Consider the following 22,512-nt stretch of genomic DNA (forward strand, 5'->3'; position numbering starts at 1 on the left):
TCATGGGCGCCCAAGGGGGACTCGATGGACGTCGCCGTCCGCACCGTCAATCTGCGCAAGACCTACCTGAGCCGTGGTGGCCGCCGCGTCGCCGTCGCCGGGCTCACGATGACCGTCCCGCACGGCGGGGTGCACGGCTTCCTCGGCCCCAACGGCTCGGGCAAGACCACGACGATCCGAATGCTGCTCGGCCTGGCCAGGGCAGACTCGGGAACCGCTGAGATCTTCGGGCACGAGGTGCCGCGGACCCTTCCCGCCGTCATCGACCGGGTCGGGGCCATCGTCGAGTCCCCGAAGTTCTTCCCGGCCTTCTCGGCGCACCAGAACCTCACGCTCCTCGCGGGTGCCATCGGCACCCCGCGGCACCGGGTCGACGAGGTGCTCGAGGCCACCCACCTTCACGACCGTGCCCGCGACCGGTATGCCGGCTTCTCGCTGGGCATGAAGCAGCGCCTCGCGATCGCGGCCACCCTGCTCAAGGACCCCGACCTGCTCATCTTCGACGAGCCGACCAACGGCCTCGACCCAGCAGGTATCAGGGAGGTGCGCGACACGATGAAATCGCTTGGCGCACAAGGGAAGACGGTGCTTGTCAGCTCACACATCCTGGCCGAGGTCGAGCAGGTCGCCGACACCGTGTCGATCATCGGGCATGGCTCGCTCCTGGCCGAGGGCGTCGTCAGCGACATCCTCGGCGGGCAGGGTGTCGCGCAGGTCAAGGTGGGCGTCGCGTCGCCCGAACGCGCACACGAGGTCCTCGAGGCCGAGGGTCTCACCGTCACTCGCGAAGGCCGGCACCTGATCGTCACAACGGACGACCCATCGGCGGTGACGCGGGCGCTGGCCGGACATGGCCTGTTCGTCAGCGAGCTCGTGCCGATCCGGCCCGACCTCGAGTCGGCGTTCTTGGCGCTCACGGCAGAGGAAGGCCTGGGCAGCGCAGCGGACCGGGCCGCAGGCGGGCGACTCATGGGAGGTGCGGCGTGACCAGCATGCTGGCCGGCTCCGACTCGCGGCCGCGCTCGGACGTCCGGCCGACCGGCACCTCGTTCGTCGGTCTCGTCGGCGTCGAGCTGCGACGACTCTGGTGGCGTCGGCTCACCAAGGCCGTCATCGTCGCGATCTTCGCGGTCGTCGGCATGGCGACGTTCTCGATCTACCAGGAGACGACGCCCGAGAACATCGCCCAGCGCGTGGACGAGTACCACTCGATGGTCGAGCAGATGCAGCGGGACCAGGCACAGCTCGACCCCGCGCAGAAGGCCCAGCAGCTCGCCGACTGCAAGAAGAGCGAGGCACAGTCGCAACAAGACGGCGCTCCCGCTGACTTCGGCTGCGACCACATGTTCGACCCGCCGACGCTGCAGCAGTTCGGGCTCACCAACCTGGCCAAGGACGAGATCATCCGGTCGATCGCGGTCGAGGGCTTCTACGTGTTCGCGTTCCTGGCATTCATCCTCGGCGCGAGCTTCGTCGCGGCCGAGTACGCGACCGGGTCCCTCGGCAACTGGCTGACTTTCGTGCCCCGGAGGGTCCGCGTTGCCACCTCCAAGCTCGTCGCCGCGACGCTCGCCGGCGTCGGCATCGCGACCGTCGCCATCGGCCTGGCCATCCTCAGCGCCACCATGATCACGACCATCAACCGCCCCGACTCGGACCTGGCCCTGCCCGACGGCCCGAGCACCGGGACGATCACGCAGGAGCTCCTGCGCGTCGGGGTGGTGGTCGCACTCGGCGGGCTGGGTGGCGCCGTGATCGGCATCCTGCTCCGCTCGACCGCGGGCGTGATCGGGACCGTGCTGGCCTGGACCGTGGTGGCGGAGGGACTCATCGCCTCGGAGCTGTCCGGAGGGCGCTGGCAGCCGTGGTTCATGCGCACCAACGTGGAGTCGTTCGTCCACGACGGCTCGACGTACTACGCCACGGTCTGCAAGCCGACCGAGTGCATGTCCGAACAGCTGACGAACAGCTACACCCACGGCTGGGTGTACCTCGTCATCGTCAGCGCCCTCGGGGTGGCCGCCGCACTGCTCGCCTTCCGTCGCCGCGACGTCAGCTGAGCATCGGCGGCGACTTCGGGCCGACGTCGACGTCGACAGGCCCGCCACGCGCGGCGGCGGCGGGTGCGACGGGCCTCACCGGCCGGCATACCTCGGTGGTCAGGGGCTCCCCGGCGGGGGCGTAACCTGTGGGTGCAGCATCACCCGACCAAGGAGAGCCAGTGACTGTCGCCCCCGACGGCCGCCGTCTGCTGCGCGTCGAGGCGCGCAACGCCGAGACCCCCATCGAGCGCAAACCGTCCTGGATCCGGACGACGGCCAAGATGGGCCCGGAGTACACCGCCCTGCACTCCATGGTGAAGACCGAGGGTCTGCACACCGTGTGCCAGGAGGCCGGCTGCCCCAACATCTTCGAGTGCTGGGAGGACCGGGAGGCCACCTTCCTCATCGGCGGCGACATCTGTACCCGGCGCTGTGACTTCTGCGACATCGCGACCGGACGCCCGCGTGACCTCGACCTGGACGAGCCGCGGCGCGTGGCCGAGTCGGTGCGCCAGATGGGGCTGCGGTACTCCACGGTCACCGGCGTCGCTCGCGACGACCAGCCCGACGGTGCCGCCGGGCTCTACGCCGAGACGATCCGGCAGATCCACCTGCTCAACCCCAACACCGGGGTCGAGATCCTGCCCCCCGACTTCGGCGCCAAGCCGGAGCTGGTCGGGCAGGTGTTCGACGCCCGTCCCGAGGTGTTCGCGCACAACCTCGAGACGGTCCCGCGCATCTTCCGCCGGATCCGTCCGGCTTTCACGTACGAGAAGTCGCTCAAGGTGCTGTCGATGGCCCGCGAGGCGGGTCTCGTGACGAAGTCGAACCTCATCCTCGGCATGGGCGAGACCGACGCGGAGATCGACGAGGCGATCCGCGACCTGCACGACGCGGGGTGCGACATCCTCACGATCACGCAGTACCTCCGCCCGTCCAAGCTGCACCACCCGATCGACCGCTGGGTCAAGCCGGAGGAGTTCGTGCACTGGTCGGAGCTGGCCGAGCAGGTCGGCTTCAAGGGCGTCATGGCCGGTCCGCTCGTGCGGTCCTCCTACCGCGCCGGGCGCCTCTGGGCGACGGCCATGCGCAAGTGGGGCCGTGAGATCCCCGCCCACCTCGCCCACCTGGCCGACGCCGCCGAGTCGCCGGCCCGCCAAGAGGCGGCGTCATTGGTGGCTCGCGCACAGGCAGCCGTATCCTGAGCACCATGGCACGCAAGAAGGACGGCGACACCGCGCCCGAGGACAAGAAGCAGGGCCGGCTGGCCCAGATCCGCGACGTCTACCGGATCACCAAGCAGAGTGACCCCAATATCGGGTGGTACATGCTGCTGGCGTTCCTGGCGGTGTTCGCCGTGTTCCTCGTCATCGGCCTCATCTTCAAGATGCCGGTGTTCCTCGGCATCTTCGGTGTGCTGTTCGGGATCCTCGCGGCGACGATCCTGATGAGTCGTCGTGCCGAGCGTGCTGCCTACTCTCAGATCGAGGGTCAGGCCGGCGCCGCAGGTGCCGCGCTCACCTCGATCCGTCGCGGCTGGTACACCGACCGCGAGCCGGTCGCCGCCGACGTGGCCCGTACGGGCGACATCAGCTCTGCCGCGATGGTCTACCGCGCGCTCGGCCGTCCGGGCGTCGTGCTCGTCGGCGAAGGGCCCACAGGCCGCGTGCAGAAGCTGCTCGCCGCGGAGAAGAAGCGGGTCGAGCGCGTCGCACCCGGCGTCCCGGTGACCACGTTGCGCGTCGGCAACGGCGACGACGAGATCCCGCTGTCGAAGATCGCGAGCAAGGTGCAGCGCCTCAAGCCGCAGATCACCAAGGACGAGATGGCGATGGTCAACAAGCGGCTCAAGGCCCTCGGCGGGCTGCGTGCGCCGCTCCCGCCGGGCGTCGACCCGACGAAGGCGCGGATGGACCGCCGCGCCCTCCGCGGAAAGTAGACGACGCGAGCCTTCCCCGTGTCGGTCAGCGGGTGCGGACGATGACCGTGTTGGGCACCTTGTCGTGCAGGCCGCGGCCGTCGCGGTCCCACACGATCGCCGGTAGGAAGAGGCAGAGCAGCACGGTGCGGGTCAGCACCTGCAGCGGCATCGCCCGGCCACCGTCGACCGAGTGCACCTGAAGGCCCATGATCCGGTGCCCGATCGTGTTGCCCAGCGTGCCGACGAGCAGCAGCGTCATCACCGCGAAGACGCCGAGCACCACGAAGTTCTGGCCGCCCGTCGCCGGTGGCTGCGAGAACGGCAGCGGGACGCCGAACAGGCCCTTGGCGATGAGCGAGGCGATCGCCCAGTCGATGAGCACGCCGACGAAGCGGACGCCGAAGCCCGCGATCGAGCCCGGCCCGCGCTCCGGCATACCTAGCGCCTGGCCGCGGTACTCACCTGGCTGCTGCGTGCGCGCTCGGGGCCCCTCGAGCCACGAGCCGAAGTCCTTGCGGTCCACCACGGGACCAGCGTAACGAGATGTCAACCGTGGACTTTGCCTGGGCCTGCCCATCCGTAACACCGGCGAAACATGCGGGTCATGGCCGAGAAATCGGCCCTGAGTAGGGTCGAGCCCGACAGCACGAGGCCGTCGCCTGTTTCTGCATGCGACGACCTCGACCCACATTCAGGAGGTTGGATGTTCAGCTCAGCTGACGAGGTCCTCAAGTTCATCAAGGACGAGGACGTCAAGTTCGTCGACATTCGGTTCTGCGATCTGCCCGGTGTCATGCAGCACTTCAACGTGCCGGCTGAGACGGTCGACGAGGACTTCTTCACCACGGGCCAGATGTTCGACGGCTCCTCGATCCGCGGCTTCCAGGCCATCCACGAGTCGGACATGAAGCTCGTCCCGGACCCCGCCACGGCGTTCATCGACCCCTTCCGGACCGAGAAGACGCTGGTCATGAACTTCTCGATCCTCGACCCGTTCACCGACGAGCGCTACGCCCGCGACCCGCGCAACATCGCGATCAAGGCGCAGGAGTACCTCAAGTCGACGGGCATCGCCGACACCGCCTACTTCGGCGCCGAGGCCGAGTTCTACGTCTTCGACGACGTCCGCTTCGAGACGAAGCAGAACGCCGGCTACTACTTCATCGACTCGATCGAGGCCGCGTGGAACACCGGCCGCGAAGAGGAGGGCGGCAACAAGGGGTACAAGACCCGCTACAAGGGCGGCTACTTCCCGGTCTCCCCCGTCGACCACTTCGCGGACTTCCGCGACAAGGTGTGCCTCAACCTCGCCAAGGTCGATGTTGCCGTCGAGCGCAGCCACCACGAGGTCGGTACCGCCGGCCAGATGGAGATCAACTACCGCTTCAACACGTTGCTGCACGCCGGCGACGACATGATGAAGTTCAAGTACGTCGTCAAGAACACCGCCTGGGAGGTGGGCAAGACCGCGACGTTCATGCCGAAGCCGATCTTCGGTGACAACGGCTCGGGCATGCACACGCACCAGTCGCTGTGGAAGGACGGCGAGCCGCTGTTCTACGACGAGCGCGGCTACGGCGGACTGTCGGACCTCGCGCGCTGGTACATCGGCGGCCTGCTCAAGCACGCCCCGTCGCTGCTCGCCTTCACCAACCCGACGATCAACTCGTACCACCGCCTCGTGCCGGGCTACGAGGCCCCGGTCAACCTCGTCTACTCGGCTCGTAACCGCTCGGCGTGCGTCCGCATCCCGATCACGGGCACCTCGGCGAAGGCCAAGCGCATCGAGTTCCGCGTGCCCGACCCGTCGTCGAACCCGTACCTGTCGTTCGCCGCCCAGCTGATGGCCGGTCTCGACGGCATCAAGAACCGCATCGAGCCGCCGGAGCCGGTGGACAAGGACCTCTACGAGCTGCCGCCCGAGGAGCACGCCGCCATCGCCCAGGTGCCGGGCTCGCTCCCCGAGGTGCTCGACGCCCTCGAGACCGACCACGAGTACCTCGTCCAGGGCGACGTCTTCACCGAGGACCTCATCGCCGCGTGGATCGACTACAAGCGCAAGAACGAGGTCGACCCGATCCGCTTCCGTCCGCACCCGCACGAGTTCGAGATGTACTTCGACATCTGAGAAACGGAAACCGCCCCTGACGTGCGCAAACGCCGTCAGGGGCGGTTTTGGTTTGTGCCGGTATGCGCATGTGTGGCCACACGATGGTCACGCGGCGGGCGACGTCGACCGGATCTGCCGATCAGCGGACGTGCCCAACACCACTCATTCGATCATGGGGTGTCGTCAGCTCGTGTTGTCGTGCAGTGACGGTGCGTAGGACAGGCCAACGACGGCACCTTCGGGTGAGAGCAGACGCGCGACGACTTGTCCCCACGGCTCAGTCTTGGCGTCGTGCAGAAGGTCATACCCGCGAGAACGCAACTCCTGTGCTCCCTCGGACACCGCGGTCGCGTCTGCCAGTTCGAACTCGACGCTCACCTGCGGTCTCGTCAGGTCATCCGGCCACGTGCGCGTACCGAAACAAGCCTCCGCGGCCTGTGCAAGCGGCCAAACACCGAAGTGGCTGCACCCGGCTACTTCTCCGCTTGCGAGGTAGTCACCGTCGAGTCGCTCGAGCGGTAGCCCCAGAGCATCCAGGTAGAGCGCCTGACTGGCGGACGCATCGGGCGTGATGACGGCGACACTGGTGATGGACTCGATCTTCATGATCAACCTCCTGCGTCGGCACGCTTGAACATAGCCTTCACTATCGATCGGCGTCGACGCACGCATCTGGCTCCTGATCGCGCGGTCGGTGGAACCCTAGGTTCGGCTCGGACTCAACGCCCGCGGGGGTTCCGCCGGACGCACCCCGAACACCTCCGCGGCCTTCGCCCGTGCTCGCGCGTCGTCGGACGGGAACAGGTGCGAGTACACCCGAAGGGTCATCGTCGCGTCGGCGTGCCGCACCATGGACGAGACCAGTTGGATGTCCGCACCGGATGCGATGAGCGCCGAGGCGAAGTAGTGCCTCAGGTCGTGGAGCCTGAAGCCCGGAGGCATCCCGGCCTCAACCCGGTGCGCGGTCACGGCGCGGCGGATCGACCACGGCGACGCGCCACCGTCGAAGCCGTCGGACACCACGAACGGGCTGTGCAGCGAAGGGCCACCGTGCACAGGCCATGAGCCTCGCGCTGGCCCTGATCGGCGACGGCCGCGGCGACCTGCCCTGAGCGTGAACGGCGAGCGGCGCAACAGTCGACCAGGTGGCAGGTTGTTGCGGTCCATGTCGCCGACGGGTCGCGACACCTGACCATCTGGTCGATTGTCGTGCCGCTGGGCGCCGGCGACAGCCATTGCCTCACTACAGGATCCAGCCGCGGTGGGAGCTAGTAGGAGACTGGCGGCAGAATCCGCTCCAGATCCATCACCGGCTGGATTCTGTAGGTGGCGAGACCAGACAGCAACGCCCGATGAGGCAACCTGGAACGATGCCGAGTCTTCGCCCGGAGTCGGCTGCGAGCAGGCGAAGCAGCGGCATACGGCCCTCTAGGCTACGCGCGTGGCTCGTGTAGAGAAGCGGACTATCCCGGCGCGCCTCGGCTGGGGTCTGATCGTGGTCGGCACCCTCGGGCTGCTCCTCCCTTGGATCTTTGCGCCCGTGCTGTCAGACGAGCGCTACCACTACGCGGCGGCGCCGGCGCGGATGAACGACAACGTCTTCGGTGTCCTGCCGTGGGTCATCAACGACATCCAGTGGCGGCTGGAAGCCGGCCGGATCGCGCCAGTCGGCGCTCTCGAGCAGCACGTGACGTACCTGCTCGGGATGCAGTTCACCTTCGCGTCCGGACTGCCGCTGTTCGTCGTCCATGGGCTCATCAAGGGCGTCCTGCTCGCCGCCGTCGTCGGCTCCTTCGTCCTGCTGGTGCGGCAGCTGAAGCGCCGGGGCGGCGCCTCCCTCGACCGAGGCACCCAGAGCCGCATGACGCTCGTGTTCACCATGTTGCTCGTCCTCGGCATCACGACGACCTCGCCCGGGCGCAACGGATGGACGACCTTCGTCGTGCTCTGCATCGGCGGCATCGTCCTGATGTTCCTTGTGGGCGCCGCGGCGCTGTGGGTGCTGCGCCGGTGGGACGGCTGGGGCCTGCTCGGGCGGAGCCTGGCGGGCGCCGGACTCCTCGTGCTCGGCATCGCGGTGATGCTCAGCTATGAGCTGCACTGGGCCGCCATCCCGTTCGCCGTCGTCCTCGTCGCGAGCATCGGGCCGGCGCGACGCCGTTCACGTGCCCTGATCATCGGGCTCCTGGCGGGAGGTTGGCTTGCGGCTGTCGTCGCGACTCGCCTGATCATCGGGGCCAACGTCCGCGACGTATACCCCGGTCTGTCCGTCGACCTCTCGGGCCCGGTCGCGAAGGTCTTCGGGCTGCAGCTGCTCAACGCCGTTCCCGGCACCGGCGTGCCGTACGCCTTCCACAACGTCAGCGGCGGGCTCCCCGACCCGTGGCCGTTCACCGGGACCGGGTGGCTGTGGGGCCTGGTCCTCGGCCTCGGGCTGGTCGTGGCCCTGCGCGGCGCGAGCCAGAGGCCGGCGCTCGCGGCGGTCGAGGATCGCCAGCCACTCCTGCTGCTGGCCGCTGCGCTTGGCACGTCGAGCCTCGCCGCCGCAGCGATCCTGTCTGTCTCGGCGCAGTCGCACGAGATCGTCCGTTTTCCCGGGGCGACCTACCGCGGCACTCCGTGGATCTGGGCCTGCGCGGCCGGGCTGCTCGCGGTCTTCCTGGTGCTCCCCCGCGAGCGCACGAGGCTGACCGACCAGGCGGTGGTCCGGGGACTCGCTGTCGTCGCGCTCCTGGCCGGCGTCGTGGTCTGGCCCGCCGACGTCAGCGAGGTCGCCGTCGCCCGCCAGAACGACGGGGTCATGATCTGGGAGCGCGCTCAGTCTGAGCTCATCACGGGAAGCAGCGACCCGGTTGCCGTGGCGCACCGATGTCTCATCGCCGACCAGGCGAGAACGTGGGCGGGGTCGAGCAGCTACCGCCGGGCGTACCTCCAGCTCTATGCGCAGGCCTTCGTCCACCAGTGGCACCGCCCGTGGTGCGGCTGAGTGCGGCTGACTACGGCTGACCCGAAGCAGGCGTATGCCGCCCGCGTTGCCATCTCGGCAACGCGGGCGGTTCCAACTGGTGCAGCCACGCCGGAGGCGCTGGCTTGACCTCACGGCGTCGCCGCCTGGGCCATACCCGGACGGTCGTTGGTTGTTGCTGGCGGTGGTCGTGAGGTAGCACTCAGGTGAGGCTCGGACTGCCGGCGTAGTGTGGGTTGATTGCTGACGCGGTCTAGACCCGGCTATGCGTGGCATGTGACGCCCGGAGGTGAACCGATGGGAGGACATAGAGGCCCGCGTAGGGACTGGGACGCAGAGCAGGACGAGCGCGACCAGCTCGCGCACCAGGTCCAGCTGCTTCGGAACAAGACGATGCATCTCGAGCGTGCGCTCGAGACCAGCCGCAGCATCGGTGCGGCCATCGGGATCGTGATGTCGACGGAGAAGGTCACCCGCGAGCGTGCCTTCGACAGGCTCCGCACGGCCAGCCAGTGCCAGAACCGCAAGCTGCACCAGATCGCCGACGACGTGGTCGAGGTGGGGGCTCTCGAGACGGAGGCGAAGATCCCGGCCTGAGCCCTCGAGGAGGAAGTCCGCGCCCCAACCCCACCCAGCGGCGACCCGGGCTGCGTCGGCGCGCAATCCTTGCAGTCAGTCGTCGCGCTCCCACGGCGCGTCCTCGCCCATCTTGGCGTAGTACTTCGCCAGGTGGCTCTTGACACGGTCCCGGTCGGAGTCGGGCAGGTCGACCCCACCACGCGACCCTTGCATGACGGCTGCGGCTGCCATGACACCGCGCGGCACCGCCTCGAGGCGTCCGCCCACGACGTCGCAGACGAGCAGCTTGTATGCCGTGAAGTTGTCCTTGTTGTCCGAGTCGTACCAGAGGTGGGCAGACCGGTACTTCTCGTTCGGCTTGTCCGCGGCGCCTGCCCACTTCCGTACGCGCTTCTCCGCGGCGGCTCCGTCCCACTCGCGGTCGCGGTCGGCCAGTGGCAGGTCCTGGAAGCTGGTCACACTCATCGTCCTCGGCTCCTTCACCTCGCGGTTCTGGGTCATCGGACCGGTCCGCCGTGCTTCGGCAGGTCCGGCCGTAGTCTCATACCCGCCCGACGCGCGTCCCAGCGACGGAGGTCTCTCACGACGGCATCCGGCCAGCAGCGCGGTGACACGAAGACGGTTGGGAGCCGCACGCTCAGCCGTAAGGTGAGCTGTCGGGTTCGGGCGGAAGATGCCCGGCCGCTCTCGCGGCTTCACCCCAAGGACCAGTCCTCTGACGGGCCCACATGTGGGTCCCCCGCTCCTGCCCCGGTGAATCGACTGTGCTCCACCGGCGGGCAGGATTTGGCGTACCGGTGTTTCGCCCGAAGGACCCGGGCGAGCTACTGCGCCGTCGACGGTAACCAACACGATCTCGGAATATGGAAATCTGTGTGTTTGATGTGCGCAGAATGGGCCTGATGGTGTACTGGACAAATCGTGACCGATGACCCGTTCGACCTGGCTCGGTTCGTCTCCGCGCAGGACCGTGGGGGCACCTACGCTCGGGCCCTCACCGAGCTCCGCGCCGGGAGCAAGCGGAGCCACTGGATGTGGTACGTCTTTCCCCAGGTTGCCGGGCTCGGGCAGAGCCCCACCTCCCAGCTGTATGCCGTCTCGGGCCTGCCCGAGGCACGCGCCTACCTCGCTCACCCCGTCCTCGGACCACGCCTCATGGAGTGCGCACGTGCGGTCGATCAGCTCACAACCCGTGACGCGAGGTCAGTGCTGGGCTCGATCGACGCCGTCAAGCTCCGCTCGTCGATGACACTCTTCGAGCGGGCGGCCGAAAACCCTGACACGGCAAGCCTTTTCGCAAGCGTCCTGGACCATTACTTCGACGGGCGTCGCGACGACGCGACCCTGGGAATCCTCGGCTCCTGACGCAGCGCACCGCACCCGGCAAGGCACCGGGCAGCGGCAGACTCTGCCGGCAGTCTCCGCCTGCGTTGGCGGCTGCTGGGAGTTTCCCGTCGGTCAGGCGGCGTGCGAGGAGGACGCATACGCACGGTCGACCTCGGTGAGCACGCGGCGGTGCGGCCACCTGGCCGACAGCAGGGCGACGAGGGCGAGACACACTGCTGCGCAGATCGTGACTCCGATGTAGGGGTTGGTGTGCTGCCCGACCCAGCCGGCGGCCAGGAACGAGAGACCGGCGGCCGCAATCGAGACGGAGCCGGCCAGGCTGAAGATGCGACCGCGCAGCTCGGGCTCGGTCACGAGCGCGAACGTGGCCTGTAGCGGCACCATGAACGCCTGCATCATCCCGCTCGCGAAGAACAGCGCCGCGATGACGATGATCGGCGGGTGGAACGCTGTCGCGAGCAGCGGGAGCGGCATGGCGAGCGCGAGCGGGACGATCGACCGGTTCTGGCGCTGCACGTCAGGTCGGCCGATGAGCACGATCCCGATGACCGCGCCGGCGATCGGAGCGGCCATGAGGACGCCACCCCACCCACCCCAGCCGTTCTCCCCCGCGATCGGGATCGCGAGTGCCTCGGGAGCGGCGATCCCCAGGCTGGCGACAGCACTCAGGGTCACGAGCCGGGCGAGCACGGGGTGATGTGCGAGATCACCCGCGGCGGTGAACAGGTCATGGGCGAAGCCGCGCAGGCCCTTGCCACGCTGCCCGGTGACAGGTCGCAGCTGGACCACCACGAGGATGACGATCGCGGCGAGCACGAAGGTCACGAGGTCGAAGAGCAGGCCGGCCTCGGGGCCGAGGAGGGCGACCAGCCCTCCGCCGATGGCGAGCCCGAACGCCTGGTTGCACTGCTCCGACATCGCGCCGAGGCCGACCGCGCGCGCGTAGAGACGCCGGTCCTCGAAGAGGTCGGTGAGCAGGATCATGTTCGAGGCCGTCGCGGCGCCACCGATGAGCTCCAGGGCGAAGAGAGCGACGAAGACGCTCCACAGGCCGGTGTCGGCCACGACCAGGACCATGAGGCCGAGCACGCAGGTGGCGCGCAGCAGGTAGGACCAGATGAGCACCCACTTGTACGGGAACCGGTCGACGATCGGCCCGACGAGGCTGCGGCCGAAGAAGCTGGGCACGAGGCTCACGGCCAGGGTGGTGGCCGTCGCCAGCGGTGACCGGGTGCGCTCGAACACGACGGCAGCGATCGTCACGCGCGCGATGTAGTCGCCCCACATGGACAGCGCGTTGGCCACGAAGATCGGCAGGTACCGCGGAACCCGAAGCACGGCTGCGTAGGTGGGCGCACTGCCGTCGTGCCCCTGACTCGGATTCACGTGACGACGCTACCCCGAGGTGGTGAGTCGTAAAAGTTGAAATCGGTCGCGTGACGAGACCGACGCGCGACCCGTAGCCAGAGCTCCCCCAGCGAGGCCGCTTCGCCTGCCGGGCGGCCCATGATGCGCCCGATGCCGTCGGCGTCGCGGACGTCCGCAGGCACGACGTCGGTGGGGCGCCCGCGCCACAGCACGCCGGCGTTGCGCATGAGTGCACCGAGGCGCCACGCCTCGCGCAGGGCCTTGACGTCCTCAGCTCCGATGAGGCCCTCGTCACCGATGGCCGTCAGGGCGGCCATGGTGCCCGTCACCCGGAGCGACGGACGCTGGTGCGCGTGCAGCAGCTGCTGCAGCTGGACCGTCCACTCGACATCGGTGAGCCCTCCCGTCCCGAGCTTGAGGTGGGTGCGCGGGTCGGCGCCGCGTGGCAGACGCTCGCTCTCGACCCGTGCCTTCATCGTGCGGATCTCGCGGACCTGTGTGGCGTCCAGCCCGTGCGGAGGCCACCGCAACGGGTCGATGAGCTCCCGGAACCGCGCGGCGAGCGACTCGGGTCCAGCGATCGGGGTCGCCCGCAGCAGTGCCTGGAACTCCCACGTCAGGGCCCACCGCTCGTAGTACGTCCGGTAGGAGTCGAGGCTGCGCACGAGAGGACCGTTCTTGCCCTCCGGGCGCAGGTCCGCGTCGATGCCGAGCGCCGGGTCGGGCCCAGTGCCTGCGAGCAGCTTGCGCAGCTCCTGGACGATCGAGGTGGCGCGGGTCTGGACGTCCTTGTCCTGAGCTCCCTCGTGGGGACGGTGCACGAACATCACGTCGGCGTCGGAGGCGTAGCCGAGCTCTCGGCCACCGAAGCTGCCCATGGCCACGACGAGGATGTCGCCCGCAAGCGGCCGCCCGTCACGGCGCTCCGCCTCAGCCACCGTCGCGTCGAGCGCGACCTGGATCGTCGCCGCCGTCAGGTCGGTCAGCGCGTCCCCGACGCCCCGGAGGTCGATCGTTCCGACCAGGTCGGCCATCGCGATGCGCAGGAGCTCGTGACGCCGGATCGCCCGGACCGCGGCGACCGCGTCGGCCGCCGTCTCGCGCCGTCGTGCGGCCGACTGCATCGTCGTCGTCAGCGCCTCGCGACTTCTCGGGGTGAGGCCGCCCGAGTCGCCGAGGATCGACACGCTCTCGGGTGAGCGCACCAGCAGGTCGGCGACGTACCGGCTGCGAGCGAGGCAGTGTGCAAGGCGCTCAGCGGCCCGGCCTTCGTCGCGCAGCATCTTGAGGTACCAGTGGGTCGTGCCCAGCTCGTCGGACACGCGACGGAAGGAGAGCAGGCCGGCGTCCGGGTCGGCCTCGTCCGCGAACCAGCCGAGCATGACGGGCAGCAACGTCCGCTGGATCGCCGCCCGGCGGCTCACACCGGTGGTGAGCGCCTCGATATGCCGCATGGCGCCCGCCGGGTCACGGAAGCCCAGCGCGAGCAGGCGCGCGCGGGCGGCCTCGGGGCTCAGTCGGGCCTCGGTCGGGCTCAGCTTCGCCGCCGCCGCGAGGAGCGGACGGTAGAAGAGCCGCTCGTGGAGCCGGCGGACCTCCCGGGCGGAGGCCATGCGGTCGGCGACCACGGCCTGCTCCGGGTGTGTCCGATGTCCCATCGACCGGCCGAGGCGACGCAGGTCGGCCTCGGTCACCGGCATGAGGTGGGTCCGACGGAGCCGGTGGAGCTGGATCCGGTGCTCGAGGCACCTCAGGTGGCGATAGGCACGGTCGAGGGTCGCGGCGTCCTCGCGCCCGACGTAGCCGCCCTTGGCGAGGGCGCCGAGGGCCTCGAGCGTCGTGGCCGAGCGCAGGCTGGTGTCCGTGCGTCCGTGGACCAGCTGGAGCAGCTGGACGCTGAACTCGACATCCCGGAGGCCGCCGGGTCCGAGCTTGAGCTGACGGGCGGCCTCGTTGGCGGGCACGTTCTGCTCGACACGGCGCCGCATCGCCTGGACGTCCTCGACGAAGTTCTCGCGGTTGGCGGCCTCCCACACCATCGGCGAGATCTCGGCCTTGTAGCGCAGCCCGATCTCCTTGTCCCCCGCGGAGACCCAGGCCTTGAGCAGCGCCTGGAACTCCCACGTCTTTGCCCACCGCTCGTAGTAGGCCTTGTGGCTGCTGATGGTGCGCACGAGGGGCCCCTGCTTGCCTTCCGGACGCAGGGCCGCGTCGACCGGCCAGAGACTGCCCTCGGGGGTCGGGGTCGAGCAGGCGCGCATCGTCGCTGTGGCGAGCGCCGTGCCGACACGCAGGGCGGTGTCCTCGTCGAACCCCTCGGCGGGCTCGGCGACGAAGATCACGTCGACGTCGCTGACGTAGTTGAGCTCGCCGCCGCCCGTCTTGCCCATGCCGATGATCGCGAGCCGGCACGCCTCGTGGCCGTCGCCGTACTCCTCCCGCGCGATGGCCAGGGCCGCCTCGAGGGCCGCCTCCGCGAGCTCAGCGAGAGCCTCGCCGACGACGGGCATCTCGGCGAGCGGGTCGGTCGAGGTCAGGTCGAGGGCGGCGATGCGCAGCAGGCCACGCTTGTAGGCGACCCGGAGTGCGTCGACGGCCGTGCGGTCACCGCGCTCCTCCGTGACGGCACGCACCAGCTCCTCGCGCACCTCGTCCCCGGTATGCCGTGTGGCCCGCGCCGTGTCCAGCCAGTGCTCCGGGTGCCGGACGAGCTCGTCGACCAGCGCGCCGGAGGCCCCGAGGACATGCGCGACTCGATCCCTGCCGACGCCATCGCTGGCCAGCTCCGACGCAAGCGCAGTGATGCCCCAGTCCGCCGGATCGCCTTTGGCTGCAAGGGACTCCGCCACTCGGACCAGCCCGAGGAGTGCCTGGTCAGGGTCCGCGCTGTCGCCGAGAGTCGCGAGGAGGGCGTCCAGTCGGCCGTCCGGCGCGGTCGCGCGGAAGGGCAGGAGCGTCGGGTCGTCGAGCAGTGCCGCCGCGCGTGCGGGGTCGGCGAAGCCGAGCCGTGCGAGCTGGCCCTCGGTCGTCGTGGTGCGAGATGACACGTTGCGTCAGAGGCGGGGCAGGTAGCGGTTGAGCTCGAACTGGCTGATCTCGTGACGGTAGTCCAGCCACTCCTGTCTCTTGTTGCGCAGGAAGAAGTCGAAGACATGCTCGCCGAGCACCTCGGCGACGAGGTCGCTCTGCTCCATCGCCTCGAGTGCCCGGTCGAGCGAGGCGGGCAGCGGCTTGATGCCCATCGCGCGCCGCTCGGAGTCGGTGAGGCTCCAGACGTCGTCCTCGGCCTCCGGCGGCAGGTCGTACCCCTCCTCGATCCCCTTCAGTCCCGCCCCGAGCAGCACCGCGAAGGCGAGGTACGGGTTGCACGCGGCGTCCAGCGACCGCACCTCGATGCGGGTCGACTGCCCCTTGTTCGGCTTGTGCATGGGCACCCGCACGAGCGCGGAGCGGTTGTTGTGGCCCCAGGTCAGGTGCGCGGGTGCCTCTCCGCCGCCCCACAGTCGCTTGTAGGAGTTGACCCACTGGTTGGTCACCGCCGTGATCTCGGCGCCGTGGAGGAGCAGCCCGGCGATGAACTGCCGCCCGACCTTGCTCAGCTGGTAGGGCGCGCCGGCCTCGTAGAAGGCGTTGGCGTCGCCCTCGAAGAGCGACAGGTGGGTGTGCATGCCCGAGCCCGGGTGCTCCGAGAACGGCTTCGGCATGAACGTCGCGTAGATGCCCTGGGTCAGGGCGACCTCCTTGACGACTGTCCGGAAGGTCATGATGTTGTCCGCGGTCGACAGTGCGTCCGCGTAGCGCAGGTCGATCTCGTTCTGGCCGGGTGCGCCCTCGTGGTGGCTGAACTCCACCGAGATGCCCATGTTCTCGAGCATGGTGATCGCGGCACGGCGGAAGTCGTGGCCCGTGCCGTGGGGAACGTGGTCGAAGTACCCGGCGTCGTCGACCGGGACCGGGCGGCCGTCAGGCCCGCGCTCCTGCTCCAGCAGGAAGAACTCGATCTCCGGGTGCGTGTAGAAGGTGAAGCCGAGGTCGGCGGCCCGGCCGAGCGCCCGCTGCAGGACATGGCGGGGGTCGGCGAAGCTCGGTGAACCGTCGGGCAGGGTCAGGTCGCAGAACATCCGCGCGGTGCCCGGCGGGTCACCGCGCCAGGGCAGGATCTGGAAGGTCGAGGGGTCGGGCTTGGCCAGCATGTCGGCCTCGTAGACGCGAGTCAGGCCCTCGATGGCCGAGCCGTCGAAGCCGATTCCCTCGGCGAAGGCGCCCTCGAGCTCGGCCGGCGCGACCGCCACTGACTTCAGAGTGCCCAGCACATCGGTGAACCAGAGGCGGACGAAGCGGATGTCGCGCTCCTCGATGGTCCGGAGCACGAACTCTTCCTGACGGTTCATATGTCGATCCTGCCGCATGCGTGTTGCAGCGACGTTAAGAGTCACAAGGTTTGGGACGCGAGCCGTGGCGAAGGCCCGGTATGCCGCCGAGGGACCGGACGGCATACGCAGCGGGCGTGCGTGGGCCCCCGGAAGGAGGGGTCTTCCGGGGGCCCACGCGGTCACGCGGTGTGCCTGTCGGTCACTTGAACTGGACCTTGACCTGCAGCTCGTTGCCGCCGTCGACGGTCTTGGCCACGGTCATGGTCGTGCCCGAGCCCGCAACCTTCGTGGACGCCCCGGGGTTGTCCGCGGACCAGTAGCGGTTCGGGTCCGAGTCGTCGAACGTCGGGATGGCGGGCGACGACGGGACGTCCGTGGCGACACCGTTGCGGTGGAAGGTCACGGCGTCGGTCGCCTCCTGGCCGAACGTCGCGTCGAACGGCTGGCGCCGGTTGCCGAGCTTGACGTTGCCGTCCAGCATGATCGGCGCCGGACGAGCGTCGACCGGAAGGACCTGGCCGCCACCGGGGTGGGTGGCCGTGTTGTTGTCGCCGAACTCGCCGTTGGCGAACCAGACGAGCATGCCGTTCTGGTACGGGAACCGCTCGACCCAGTCTGCCTTCGTGCTCCATCCGAAGTTGTACGGGCCGGTTCGGAGCGTGTCGTCGTAGCCGCTGTAGGTGCGGTTCTCGGCGAGGTACATGTCCTGGACCTGGCGCGCCGTCGTGCCATCCATGATCGAGAACCCAGCGGCCTTCCACGCGCCCGCACCCGACTCGGTGTCGTCGGTGGTGCCGGCGACACCATCGAGGGTCACGGTGATGTCGTCGATGAACGGGCCCTTGTAGTGCACGCCGCCGTCAGTGTTGTAGCGGAAGCGGAACTGGACCGACTTGCCGGCGAACGCCGACACGTCCCACGACTTCTCTGTCCAGCCGAAGGTGCCGTTGAGGGCGGAGCCGACCTGGGTCCAGGTCGCGCCGTTGTCAGCGGAGACCTCGGCGAAGAGGTAGTCGTAGTCCTTCTCCATATCGCCCTGCACCCACGCGGAGACCGACGCCGACGTCTTGCCGGTGAGGTCGAGCGTGCGGGTCATCGTCGTGTTGAGGTTGTCGGCCGAGCCACCCCACCATTCGGCGGAACCCGAGTGCGGCGTGTTGTATGCCGTCTTGACCGTGCGCGCCGGAAGCGGGACGACCAGGGCCTGGTAGTTCGTGTTGCTGACCTTGTCGGCCGGGCCCAGCTTGACCGTCATGTCGGTGCCGAACGGGACCGTTTTGTAGTCGAGCCAGCCGAGCTGCAGCTTCTCCCACGGGCCCATGTAGCCGGGCGTCGTGCCGATCGAGTCGGTGCCGTGGTTGAGCCACGAGCCGCCGCTCATCAGCGTCCAGAAGCCGGTGCCGTTGTCGCCGCCCGCCGTGTCGTAGAGGTCCGGCAGGCCGAGGTCGTGACCGAACTCGTGCGAGAAGACACCGAGGCCACCGTTCTCCGGCTCGCTCGTGTAGTCACCGATCCACATGCCGGAGGTGCCGAGCTGCACACCGCCGAGCTTGTTGAAGTCGGGGCCGGTCCGGCCCGCCATGTTGGAGAAGGCGTACCACCGGTGCGACCAGATCGCGTCGACACCCTGGGCGCCGCCGCCGGCCTCTTCGCCCTCACCGGCGTGGATCGCCTGGAAGTGGTCGATGTAGCCGTCGGGCTCGTTGTAGTTGCCGTCGCCGTCGTAGTCGTAGCGGTCGACCTTGTCGAACTGCGCCAGATACGCCTTGATGTCGGCGTCGCTCTTGCCGGCGGCCTTCTGCGCGTCGTACCAGGCGGTCGCCGTGTCCTGGATGTAGTTCCAGTAGCCGTCGGCGTTGTTCTTGGCGCCGTAGCGGGCCTCGTTGTAGCGCACCTTGACCCAGTCGGACACGTCGCCCTTGGCGAGGAACCGGCCGTTGCTCTGCTTGAGGTAGAAGTCCTTGAACGACTCCCCCTCGCCGAACATCATGTCGATGTAGTGCTGCCGCGTGAAGTCCGACGTCCAGTTGGTGGAGTTGTCGTCGGTCGCGTTCCCGTCCCAGTTCCGGTCGGGCTCCGGGATCTCGTTGTGCACCGGCCCCGGCGCCGTGCTGAACCCGGCCTTGGTCTCCGAGCCGAAGTCAGTGAGGATCGTGAAGATGTCCTCTTCGCGGTTCACCGGGTAGTTGATGTAGCGAGACGCACCGTTCTTGCTCTTGACCTCGATGACGCGGTTGCCGCCGATCGTCGTGGTCGTTGCCTCGCCCTTGACGAGCTTGGTGACGGCGTCCTTGCGCTCGGCTGCCTGGGCCTCGGCGAACGGGTTCGGCAGGTTGTCTGGCTGCGAAGCCTGCGCCTCAGCAGGGTCACTGCTGACGGGCGCCTTCGCGACTGGCGTTGCCTGAGCCTGCATCGGGACGGTCAGCCCGGTGACGACGAGCGCCCCCACGGCCAGCCCCGACACAGCGCTCCACTGACGCTTGTTCAAGATCTGTTCCTCCTGTTTTGCGACGCCGGATCCGGCGCCTGGCGTATCAGAGCACAGACCGTGGGCGAAAAGGGGACAAGAGCCCAGACTTTGCCAAATCATGGAAATGCCATTGATGTCATGGGATGTCATGAGATGCGGTGATCCCACGTGCGCCGACGCCCGGGCGCGCGGGCTGGGACACGCCGCCCTGACGGGCGGTCACTCGCCCGGGCCGCCGACTGCCCGAAAGGGGCGGTCTAGGATCGCGGCATGTCCGACGACGCAACGAGTGAGCAGCCTAGCCCGTACGGTTCGGGGTCGCGCGATGTGACGTCCGGGGGCCCCGACCCGGCCGGCGGGACAGGTTCAACTGGCAGTGGTCCCAAGCCGATTCGCAAGGTCCGCATCCCTCACCTGCACGGCTGGAAGGCCGAGGGACGCAAGTGGGCGATGCTCACGGCATACGACATGTACGCCGCCCAGATCTTCGACGAGGCGGGGATCCCCGTCCTGCTCGTCGGCGACTCGGCCGGCAACAACGTGTTCGGCTACGAGACGACTGTGCCGGTGACCATGGACGAGCTCATCCCGCTGGTGCGGGCGGTGTCGTCAGCGGCGCGCCGGGCGCTCGTGGTGGCGGACATGCCGTTCGGCTCGTACGGCGCGAGCGTCGAGCAGGGCTTCGCGAGCGCGGTTCGGTTCATGAAGGAAGGGCTGGCGCACGCCGTCAAGCTCGAAGGCGGGTCCGCGATGGTCCCCCTCGTGCACACCCTGACCACCGCGGGGATCCCGGTCATGGCCCACCTCGGCTTCACCCCACAGAGCGAGCACCAGCTCGGGGGCTACCGCGTGCAAGGGCGCGGCGATGCCGCCGACGTCCTCGTCGAGGAGGCGCTGGCTCTTCAGGACGCCGGTGCGTTCTCCGTCGTGCTGGAGATGGTGCCGGCGCCCGTCGCGGAGCGGGTCACCAAGGCACTGGCCATCCCGACGATCGGGATCGGGGCCGGCAACGGCACGGACGCCCAGGTCCTGGTCTGGAGCGACTTCGCCGGCCTGCGGGGCGGCAAGGCGCCGCGCTTCGTCAAGAAGTACGCGGACCTGCGCGGCACCCTCCTGCAGGCGGCGCAGGCGTACGCCGCCGACGTCGAGTCGGGCGCCTTCCCGGATGCGGAGCACTCGTTCGAGTCCTGAGCCCGGCGCCGGCACTCCCGGCGAGGCCCGTCACGACGTCAGTCGTCGATGTCCTCGTCGTCCCAGCGCGTGCCGGAGGCCCCCTTGTCGCGCCAGGCCCGGTCCTCCTCGTCCCACTTCTCGGTGCGCGCGTTGGCCGTCTCGATCGCGCGCCGAGCCTCCTCCTCCGTCGCGTAGGGGCCAAGCACCAGCTCGCCGCGGCTTCGGTTCTCGTCGGTCTCCACCTTGCCGGTGTCGACGTTGTACCAGTAGCTCACTGTCGCCTCCTTCTCCACGGTCCGCGTCGTGAGCGCCCCACGTGGACGCGTCCCCACGACGACCTAGACTCCACCGTATGCCGTTGCTCCAACCCAGGGTGTCTCCGTACCCCCTCAGTCCGCGCCGTGCCGTGCCGGCCTCGATAGAACGGCCGCACTACGTCGATGTGCCCAACCCACGCGAGGACGGCGACCTGCACGTCAAGGACGCCGAGACCATCGAGAAGATGCGCATCGCCGGGCGGGTCGCTGCCAACGCCATGGTCGAAGCGGCCGCGCACATCGCGCCCGGGGTGACGACCGACGCACTCGACGCCGTGGCACACGAGTACCTCCTCGACCACGGCGCCTACCCGTCCCCGCTGGGCTACAAGGCATTTCCCAAGTCGGTCTGCACGAGCGTCAACGAGGTGATCTGCCACGGCATCCCGGACGCGCGCCCACTCGAGGACGGCGACATCGTCAACATCGACGTCACGGCATACATTCATGGGGTCCACGGCGACACCGACGCGACCTACCTTGTCGGCGACGTCGACGAGGAGTCGCGGCTGCTCGTCGAGCGCACCCACGAGGCGATGCTCCGCGGCATCCGCGCAGCCCAGCCCGGCCGTGAGATCAACGTCATCGGGCGCGTCATCGAGAGCTACGCGAAACGCTTCGGCTACGGCGTTGTCCGCGACTTCACGGGCCACGGCATCGGCCTGGAGTTCCACTCCGGCCTCATCGTCCCGCACTACGACGCAGCACCCCACTACGACACCGTCATCGAGCCCGGCATGACGTTCACCATCGAGCCGATGCTCAATCTCGGCACCCACGAGTGGGAGATGTGGGACGACCGGTGGACAGTCGTGACGAAAGACGGCAGTCGTTCGGCACAGTTCGAGCACACCATCCTCATCACTGGCGACGGCAACGAGATCCTCACCCTCCCGGACGGGGCGCCAGCCCCATAGCCAGCTCGACGGCAGCAACCCACCACGTCCTCGACAAGGAAGCAGGGACCATGGGCAAGAAGGGCACGCCCCTCGGAATCGACATCGGCGGCAGCGGCATCAAGGGGGCGCCCGTCGACCTCAAGAGCGGTGAGCTCGCGGGAAAGCGGCTGAAGATCCTCACGCCCCAGCCGGCCACCCCCGACGCCGTGGCCGAGGTCGTCGACGAGATCGTCGACTACTTCGCCGACGTGACAGGCGACTCCCCCATCGGCGTCACGGTGCCCGCGGTCGTGATCCGCGGCACGGTGCTGTCGGCGGCGAACATCGACCCGACCTGGATCGCGACCGACGCCGAGGCGCTGGTCAAGAAGCACACGGGGCGCGCCGTGACCGTCCTCAACGACGCAGACGCCGCCGGTCTCGCCGAGCTGTACTACGGCGCCGCCAAGGGAGTGACCGGTCTGGTCATCCTCACCACTCTGGGCACCGGCATCGGGTCGGCCCTGATCCACGACGGCCGGCTCGTGCCCAACTCCGAGCTCGGTCACCTCGAGATCGACGGCTACGACGCCGAGGACCGGGCTGCCTCGTCGGTCAAGGACAACGAGCACCTCACGTGGGAGGAGTACATCGAACGGCTCCAGCGCTACTACGACACCATCGAGAAGCTCTTCTCTCCCGACCTCATCGTCGTCGGCGGCGGCATCTCCAAGGAGTCCGACGAGTTCCTGCCCAAGCTCAAGCTGCGCTGCCCGATCGTGCCGGCCCAGCTACGCAACCAGGCGGGCATCATCGGTGCGGCGAGGCTAGCGGTCGACCTCGCCAGGTAGGCGGCCCCACCGACACGCCCGAACTCCGAACGGACCCAGATCGAGCCTGTATCAGGCGACTGCTCGACCTGACCACCCGAGTCGAGTGGTCGCTTGATGCAGGGGCAGAGCGACCCGA

The 22,512-nt window shown here is 68.8% G+C and carries 20 protein-coding genes and 1 riboswitch; of the genes, 11 read left to right on the forward strand and 9 right to left on the reverse strand.

The features are described from left to right. Nucleotides 1-24: 24 nt before the first annotated feature. The 4 genes from ACWEOW_RS04070 (at nucleotide 25) to ACWEOW_RS04085 (ending at nucleotide 3,981) form a co-directional block, all read left to right on the forward strand. Nucleotides 25-987, forward strand: a complete 963-nt coding sequence (locus ACWEOW_RS04070) for an ABC transporter ATP-binding protein (protein ID WP_452267872.1) — start codon at nucleotides 25-27, stop codon at nucleotides 985-987. Nucleotides 988-992: 5 nt separating this feature from the next. Then, the gene (locus ACWEOW_RS04075; RefSeq protein WP_452268029.1) at nucleotides 993-2,060 is read left to right on the forward strand and encodes an ABC transporter permease subunit; all 1,068 of its coding nucleotides are present in this window, start codon (nucleotides 993-995) and stop codon (nucleotides 2,058-2,060) included. A gap of 161 nt (nucleotides 2,061-2,221) precedes the next feature. Next, entirely contained in the window at nucleotides 2,222-3,247 is a 1,026-nt protein-coding gene (gene lipA / locus ACWEOW_RS04080) for a lipoyl synthase (protein WP_452267873.1), read from the forward strand. Nucleotides 3,248-3,252: 5 nt separating this feature from the next. Next, nucleotides 3,253-3,981, forward strand: a complete 729-nt coding sequence (locus ACWEOW_RS04085; RefSeq protein WP_452267874.1) for a DUF4191 domain-containing protein — start codon at nucleotides 3,253-3,255, stop codon at nucleotides 3,979-3,981. Between the two features lie 25 nt (nucleotides 3,982-4,006). Here ACWEOW_RS04085 and ACWEOW_RS04090 read toward each other — a convergent pair whose 3' ends face one another. Then, nucleotides 4,007-4,489, reverse strand: a complete 483-nt coding sequence (locus ACWEOW_RS04090) for an RDD family protein (RefSeq protein WP_452267875.1) — start codon at nucleotides 4,487-4,489, stop codon at nucleotides 4,007-4,009. Nucleotides 4,490-4,666: 177 nt separating this feature from the next. Here ACWEOW_RS04090 and glnA (ACWEOW_RS04095) point away from each other — a divergent pair, with 177 nt between their 5' ends. Beyond that, entirely contained in the window at nucleotides 4,667-6,091 is a 1,425-nt protein-coding gene (gene glnA, locus ACWEOW_RS04095) for a type I glutamate--ammonia ligase (protein WP_452267876.1), read from the forward strand. A gap of 165 nt (nucleotides 6,092-6,256) precedes the next feature. On the opposite strand, the gene ACWEOW_RS04100 is transcribed toward glnA (ACWEOW_RS04095), so the two are convergent. Next, nucleotides 6,257-6,745 carry a glyoxalase gene (locus ACWEOW_RS04100; protein WP_452267877.1) on the reverse strand — a complete coding sequence of 163 codons (489 nt, stop codon included), beginning with the start codon at nucleotides 6,743-6,745 and terminating at the stop codon, nucleotides 6,257-6,259. A gap of 30 nt (nucleotides 6,746-6,775) precedes the next feature. After that, nucleotides 6,776-7,129 (reverse strand): tyrosine-type recombinase/integrase, encoded by a 354-nt coding sequence (locus ACWEOW_RS04105; protein WP_452267878.1) that lies wholly within the window; start codon nucleotides 7,127-7,129, stop codon nucleotides 6,776-6,778. A 385-nt stretch (nucleotides 7,130-7,514) separates the two neighbouring features. Between ACWEOW_RS04105 and ACWEOW_RS04110 the strand changes: the two genes are divergently transcribed. Continuing rightward, nucleotides 7,515-9,059 (forward strand): hypothetical protein, encoded by a 1,545-nt coding sequence (locus tag ACWEOW_RS04110; protein WP_452267879.1) that lies wholly within the window; start codon nucleotides 7,515-7,517, stop codon nucleotides 9,057-9,059. 276 nt (nucleotides 9,060-9,335) lie between these two features. Next, nucleotides 9,336-9,635 (forward strand): ANTAR domain-containing protein, encoded by a 300-nt coding sequence (locus tag ACWEOW_RS04115; protein ID WP_452267880.1) that lies wholly within the window; start codon nucleotides 9,336-9,338, stop codon nucleotides 9,633-9,635. 75 nt (nucleotides 9,636-9,710) lie between these two features. Here the strand turns inward: ACWEOW_RS04115 and ACWEOW_RS04120 are convergent, their stop codons facing one another. Next, nucleotides 9,711-10,082 (reverse strand): hypothetical protein, encoded by a 372-nt coding sequence (locus ACWEOW_RS04120; RefSeq protein ID WP_452267881.1) that lies wholly within the window; start codon nucleotides 10,080-10,082, stop codon nucleotides 9,711-9,713. Nucleotides 10,083-10,242: 160 nt separating this feature from the next. Next, nucleotides 10,243-10,391: riboswitch (cyclic di-AMP (ydaO/yuaA leader) on the reverse strand. A 147-nt stretch (nucleotides 10,392-10,538) separates the two neighbouring features. Here ACWEOW_RS04120 and ACWEOW_RS04125 point away from each other — a divergent pair. Further along, entirely contained in the window at nucleotides 10,539-10,982 is a 444-nt protein-coding gene (locus tag ACWEOW_RS04125) for a DUF1810 domain-containing protein (protein WP_452267882.1), read from the forward strand. A 93-nt stretch (nucleotides 10,983-11,075) separates the two neighbouring features. Here the strand turns inward: ACWEOW_RS04125 and ACWEOW_RS04130 are convergent, their stop codons facing one another. The 4 genes from ACWEOW_RS04130 to ACWEOW_RS04145 all read right to left on the reverse strand — a co-directional run bounded on the left by ACWEOW_RS04130 (nucleotide 11,076) and on the right by ACWEOW_RS04145 (nucleotide 19,193). Continuing rightward, on the reverse strand, nucleotides 11,076-12,350 hold the full coding sequence (locus ACWEOW_RS04130) for an MFS transporter (RefSeq protein WP_452267883.1): 1,275 nt from the start codon (nucleotides 12,348-12,350) through the stop codon (nucleotides 11,076-11,078). Then, nucleotides 12,347-15,379: a bifunctional [glutamine synthetase] adenylyltransferase/[glutamine synthetase]-adenylyl-L-tyrosine phosphorylase gene (locus tag ACWEOW_RS04135; RefSeq protein ID WP_452267884.1), complete on the reverse strand. Its 3,033-nt coding sequence runs from the start codon at nucleotides 15,377-15,379 to the stop codon at nucleotides 12,347-12,349. The genes ACWEOW_RS04130 and ACWEOW_RS04135 overlap by 4 nt, the downstream gene beginning before the upstream one ends. Before the next feature lie 6 nt (nucleotides 15,380-15,385). Then, the gene (glnA, locus tag ACWEOW_RS04140; protein ID WP_452267885.1) at nucleotides 15,386-16,723 is read right to left on the reverse strand and encodes a type I glutamate--ammonia ligase; all 1,338 of its coding nucleotides are present in this window, start codon (nucleotides 16,721-16,723) and stop codon (nucleotides 15,386-15,388) included. A 181-nt stretch (nucleotides 16,724-16,904) separates the two neighbouring features. Further along, nucleotides 16,905-19,193, reverse strand: coding sequence for an immune inhibitor A domain-containing protein (locus ACWEOW_RS04145; RefSeq protein ID WP_452267886.1), 2,289 nt, complete (start codon nucleotides 19,191-19,193; stop codon nucleotides 16,905-16,907). A gap of 252 nt (nucleotides 19,194-19,445) precedes the next feature. On the opposite strand from ACWEOW_RS04145, the gene panB reads away from it, so the two are divergent. Next, entirely contained in the window at nucleotides 19,446-20,366 is a 921-nt protein-coding gene (panB, locus tag ACWEOW_RS04150) for a 3-methyl-2-oxobutanoate hydroxymethyltransferase (RefSeq protein WP_452267887.1), read from the forward strand. Nucleotides 20,367-20,404: 38 nt separating this feature from the next. On the opposite strand, the gene ACWEOW_RS04155 is transcribed toward panB, so the two are convergent. Then, nucleotides 20,405-20,623 (reverse strand): methionine aminopeptidase, encoded by a 219-nt coding sequence (locus ACWEOW_RS04155; RefSeq protein ID WP_452267888.1) that lies wholly within the window; start codon nucleotides 20,621-20,623, stop codon nucleotides 20,405-20,407. A 77-nt stretch (nucleotides 20,624-20,700) separates the two neighbouring features. Between ACWEOW_RS04155 and map the strand changes: the two genes are divergently transcribed. Beyond that, nucleotides 20,701-21,582: a type I methionyl aminopeptidase gene (map, locus tag ACWEOW_RS04160; RefSeq protein ID WP_452267889.1), complete on the forward strand. Its 882-nt coding sequence runs from the start codon at nucleotides 20,701-20,703 to the stop codon at nucleotides 21,580-21,582. Between the two features lie 50 nt (nucleotides 21,583-21,632). Continuing rightward, the gene (gene ppgK, locus ACWEOW_RS04165; RefSeq protein ID WP_452267890.1) at nucleotides 21,633-22,394 is read left to right on the forward strand and encodes a polyphosphate--glucose phosphotransferase; all 762 of its coding nucleotides are present in this window, start codon (nucleotides 21,633-21,635) and stop codon (nucleotides 22,392-22,394) included. Nucleotides 22,395-22,512: the final 118 nt, after the last annotated feature.

This window comes from Monashia sp. NPDC004114, from assembly GCF_053603855.1.

Coding starts and splice junctions, on each gene's coding strand:
- ACWEOW_RS04070 (WP_452267872.1), top strand. CDS start 25: ATGGACGTCGCCGTCCGCACCGTCAATCTGCGCAAGACCTACCTGAGC.
- ACWEOW_RS04075 (WP_452268029.1), top strand. CDS start 993: ATGCTGGCCGGCTCCGACTCGCGGCCGCGCTCGGACGTCCGGCCGACC.
- ACWEOW_RS04085 (WP_452267874.1), top strand. CDS start 3,253: ATGGCACGCAAGAAGGACGGCGACACCGCGCCCGAGGACAAGAAGCAG.
- glnA (WP_452267876.1), top strand. CDS start 4,667: ATGTTCAGCTCAGCTGACGAGGTCCTCAAGTTCATCAAGGACGAGGAC.
- ACWEOW_RS04100 (WP_452267877.1), bottom strand. CDS start 6,745: ATGCGTGCGTCGACGCCGATCGATAGTGAAGGCTATGTTCAAGCGTGC.
- ACWEOW_RS04115 (WP_452267880.1), top strand. CDS start 9,336: ATGGGAGGACATAGAGGCCCGCGTAGGGACTGGGACGCAGAGCAGGAC.
- ACWEOW_RS04120 (WP_452267881.1), bottom strand. CDS start 10,082: ATGAGTGTGACCAGCTTCCAGGACCTGCCACTGGCCGACCGCGACCGC.
- glnA (WP_452267885.1), bottom strand. CDS start 16,723: ATGAACCGTCAGGAAGAGTTCGTGCTCCGGACCATCGAGGAGCGCGAC.
- panB (WP_452267887.1), top strand. CDS start 19,446: ATGTCCGACGACGCAACGAGTGAGCAGCCTAGCCCGTACGGTTCGGGG.
- map (WP_452267889.1), top strand. CDS start 20,701: ATGCCGTTGCTCCAACCCAGGGTGTCTCCGTACCCCCTCAGTCCGCGC.
- ppgK (WP_452267890.1), top strand. CDS start 21,633: ATGGGCAAGAAGGGCACGCCCCTCGGAATCGACATCGGCGGCAGCGGC.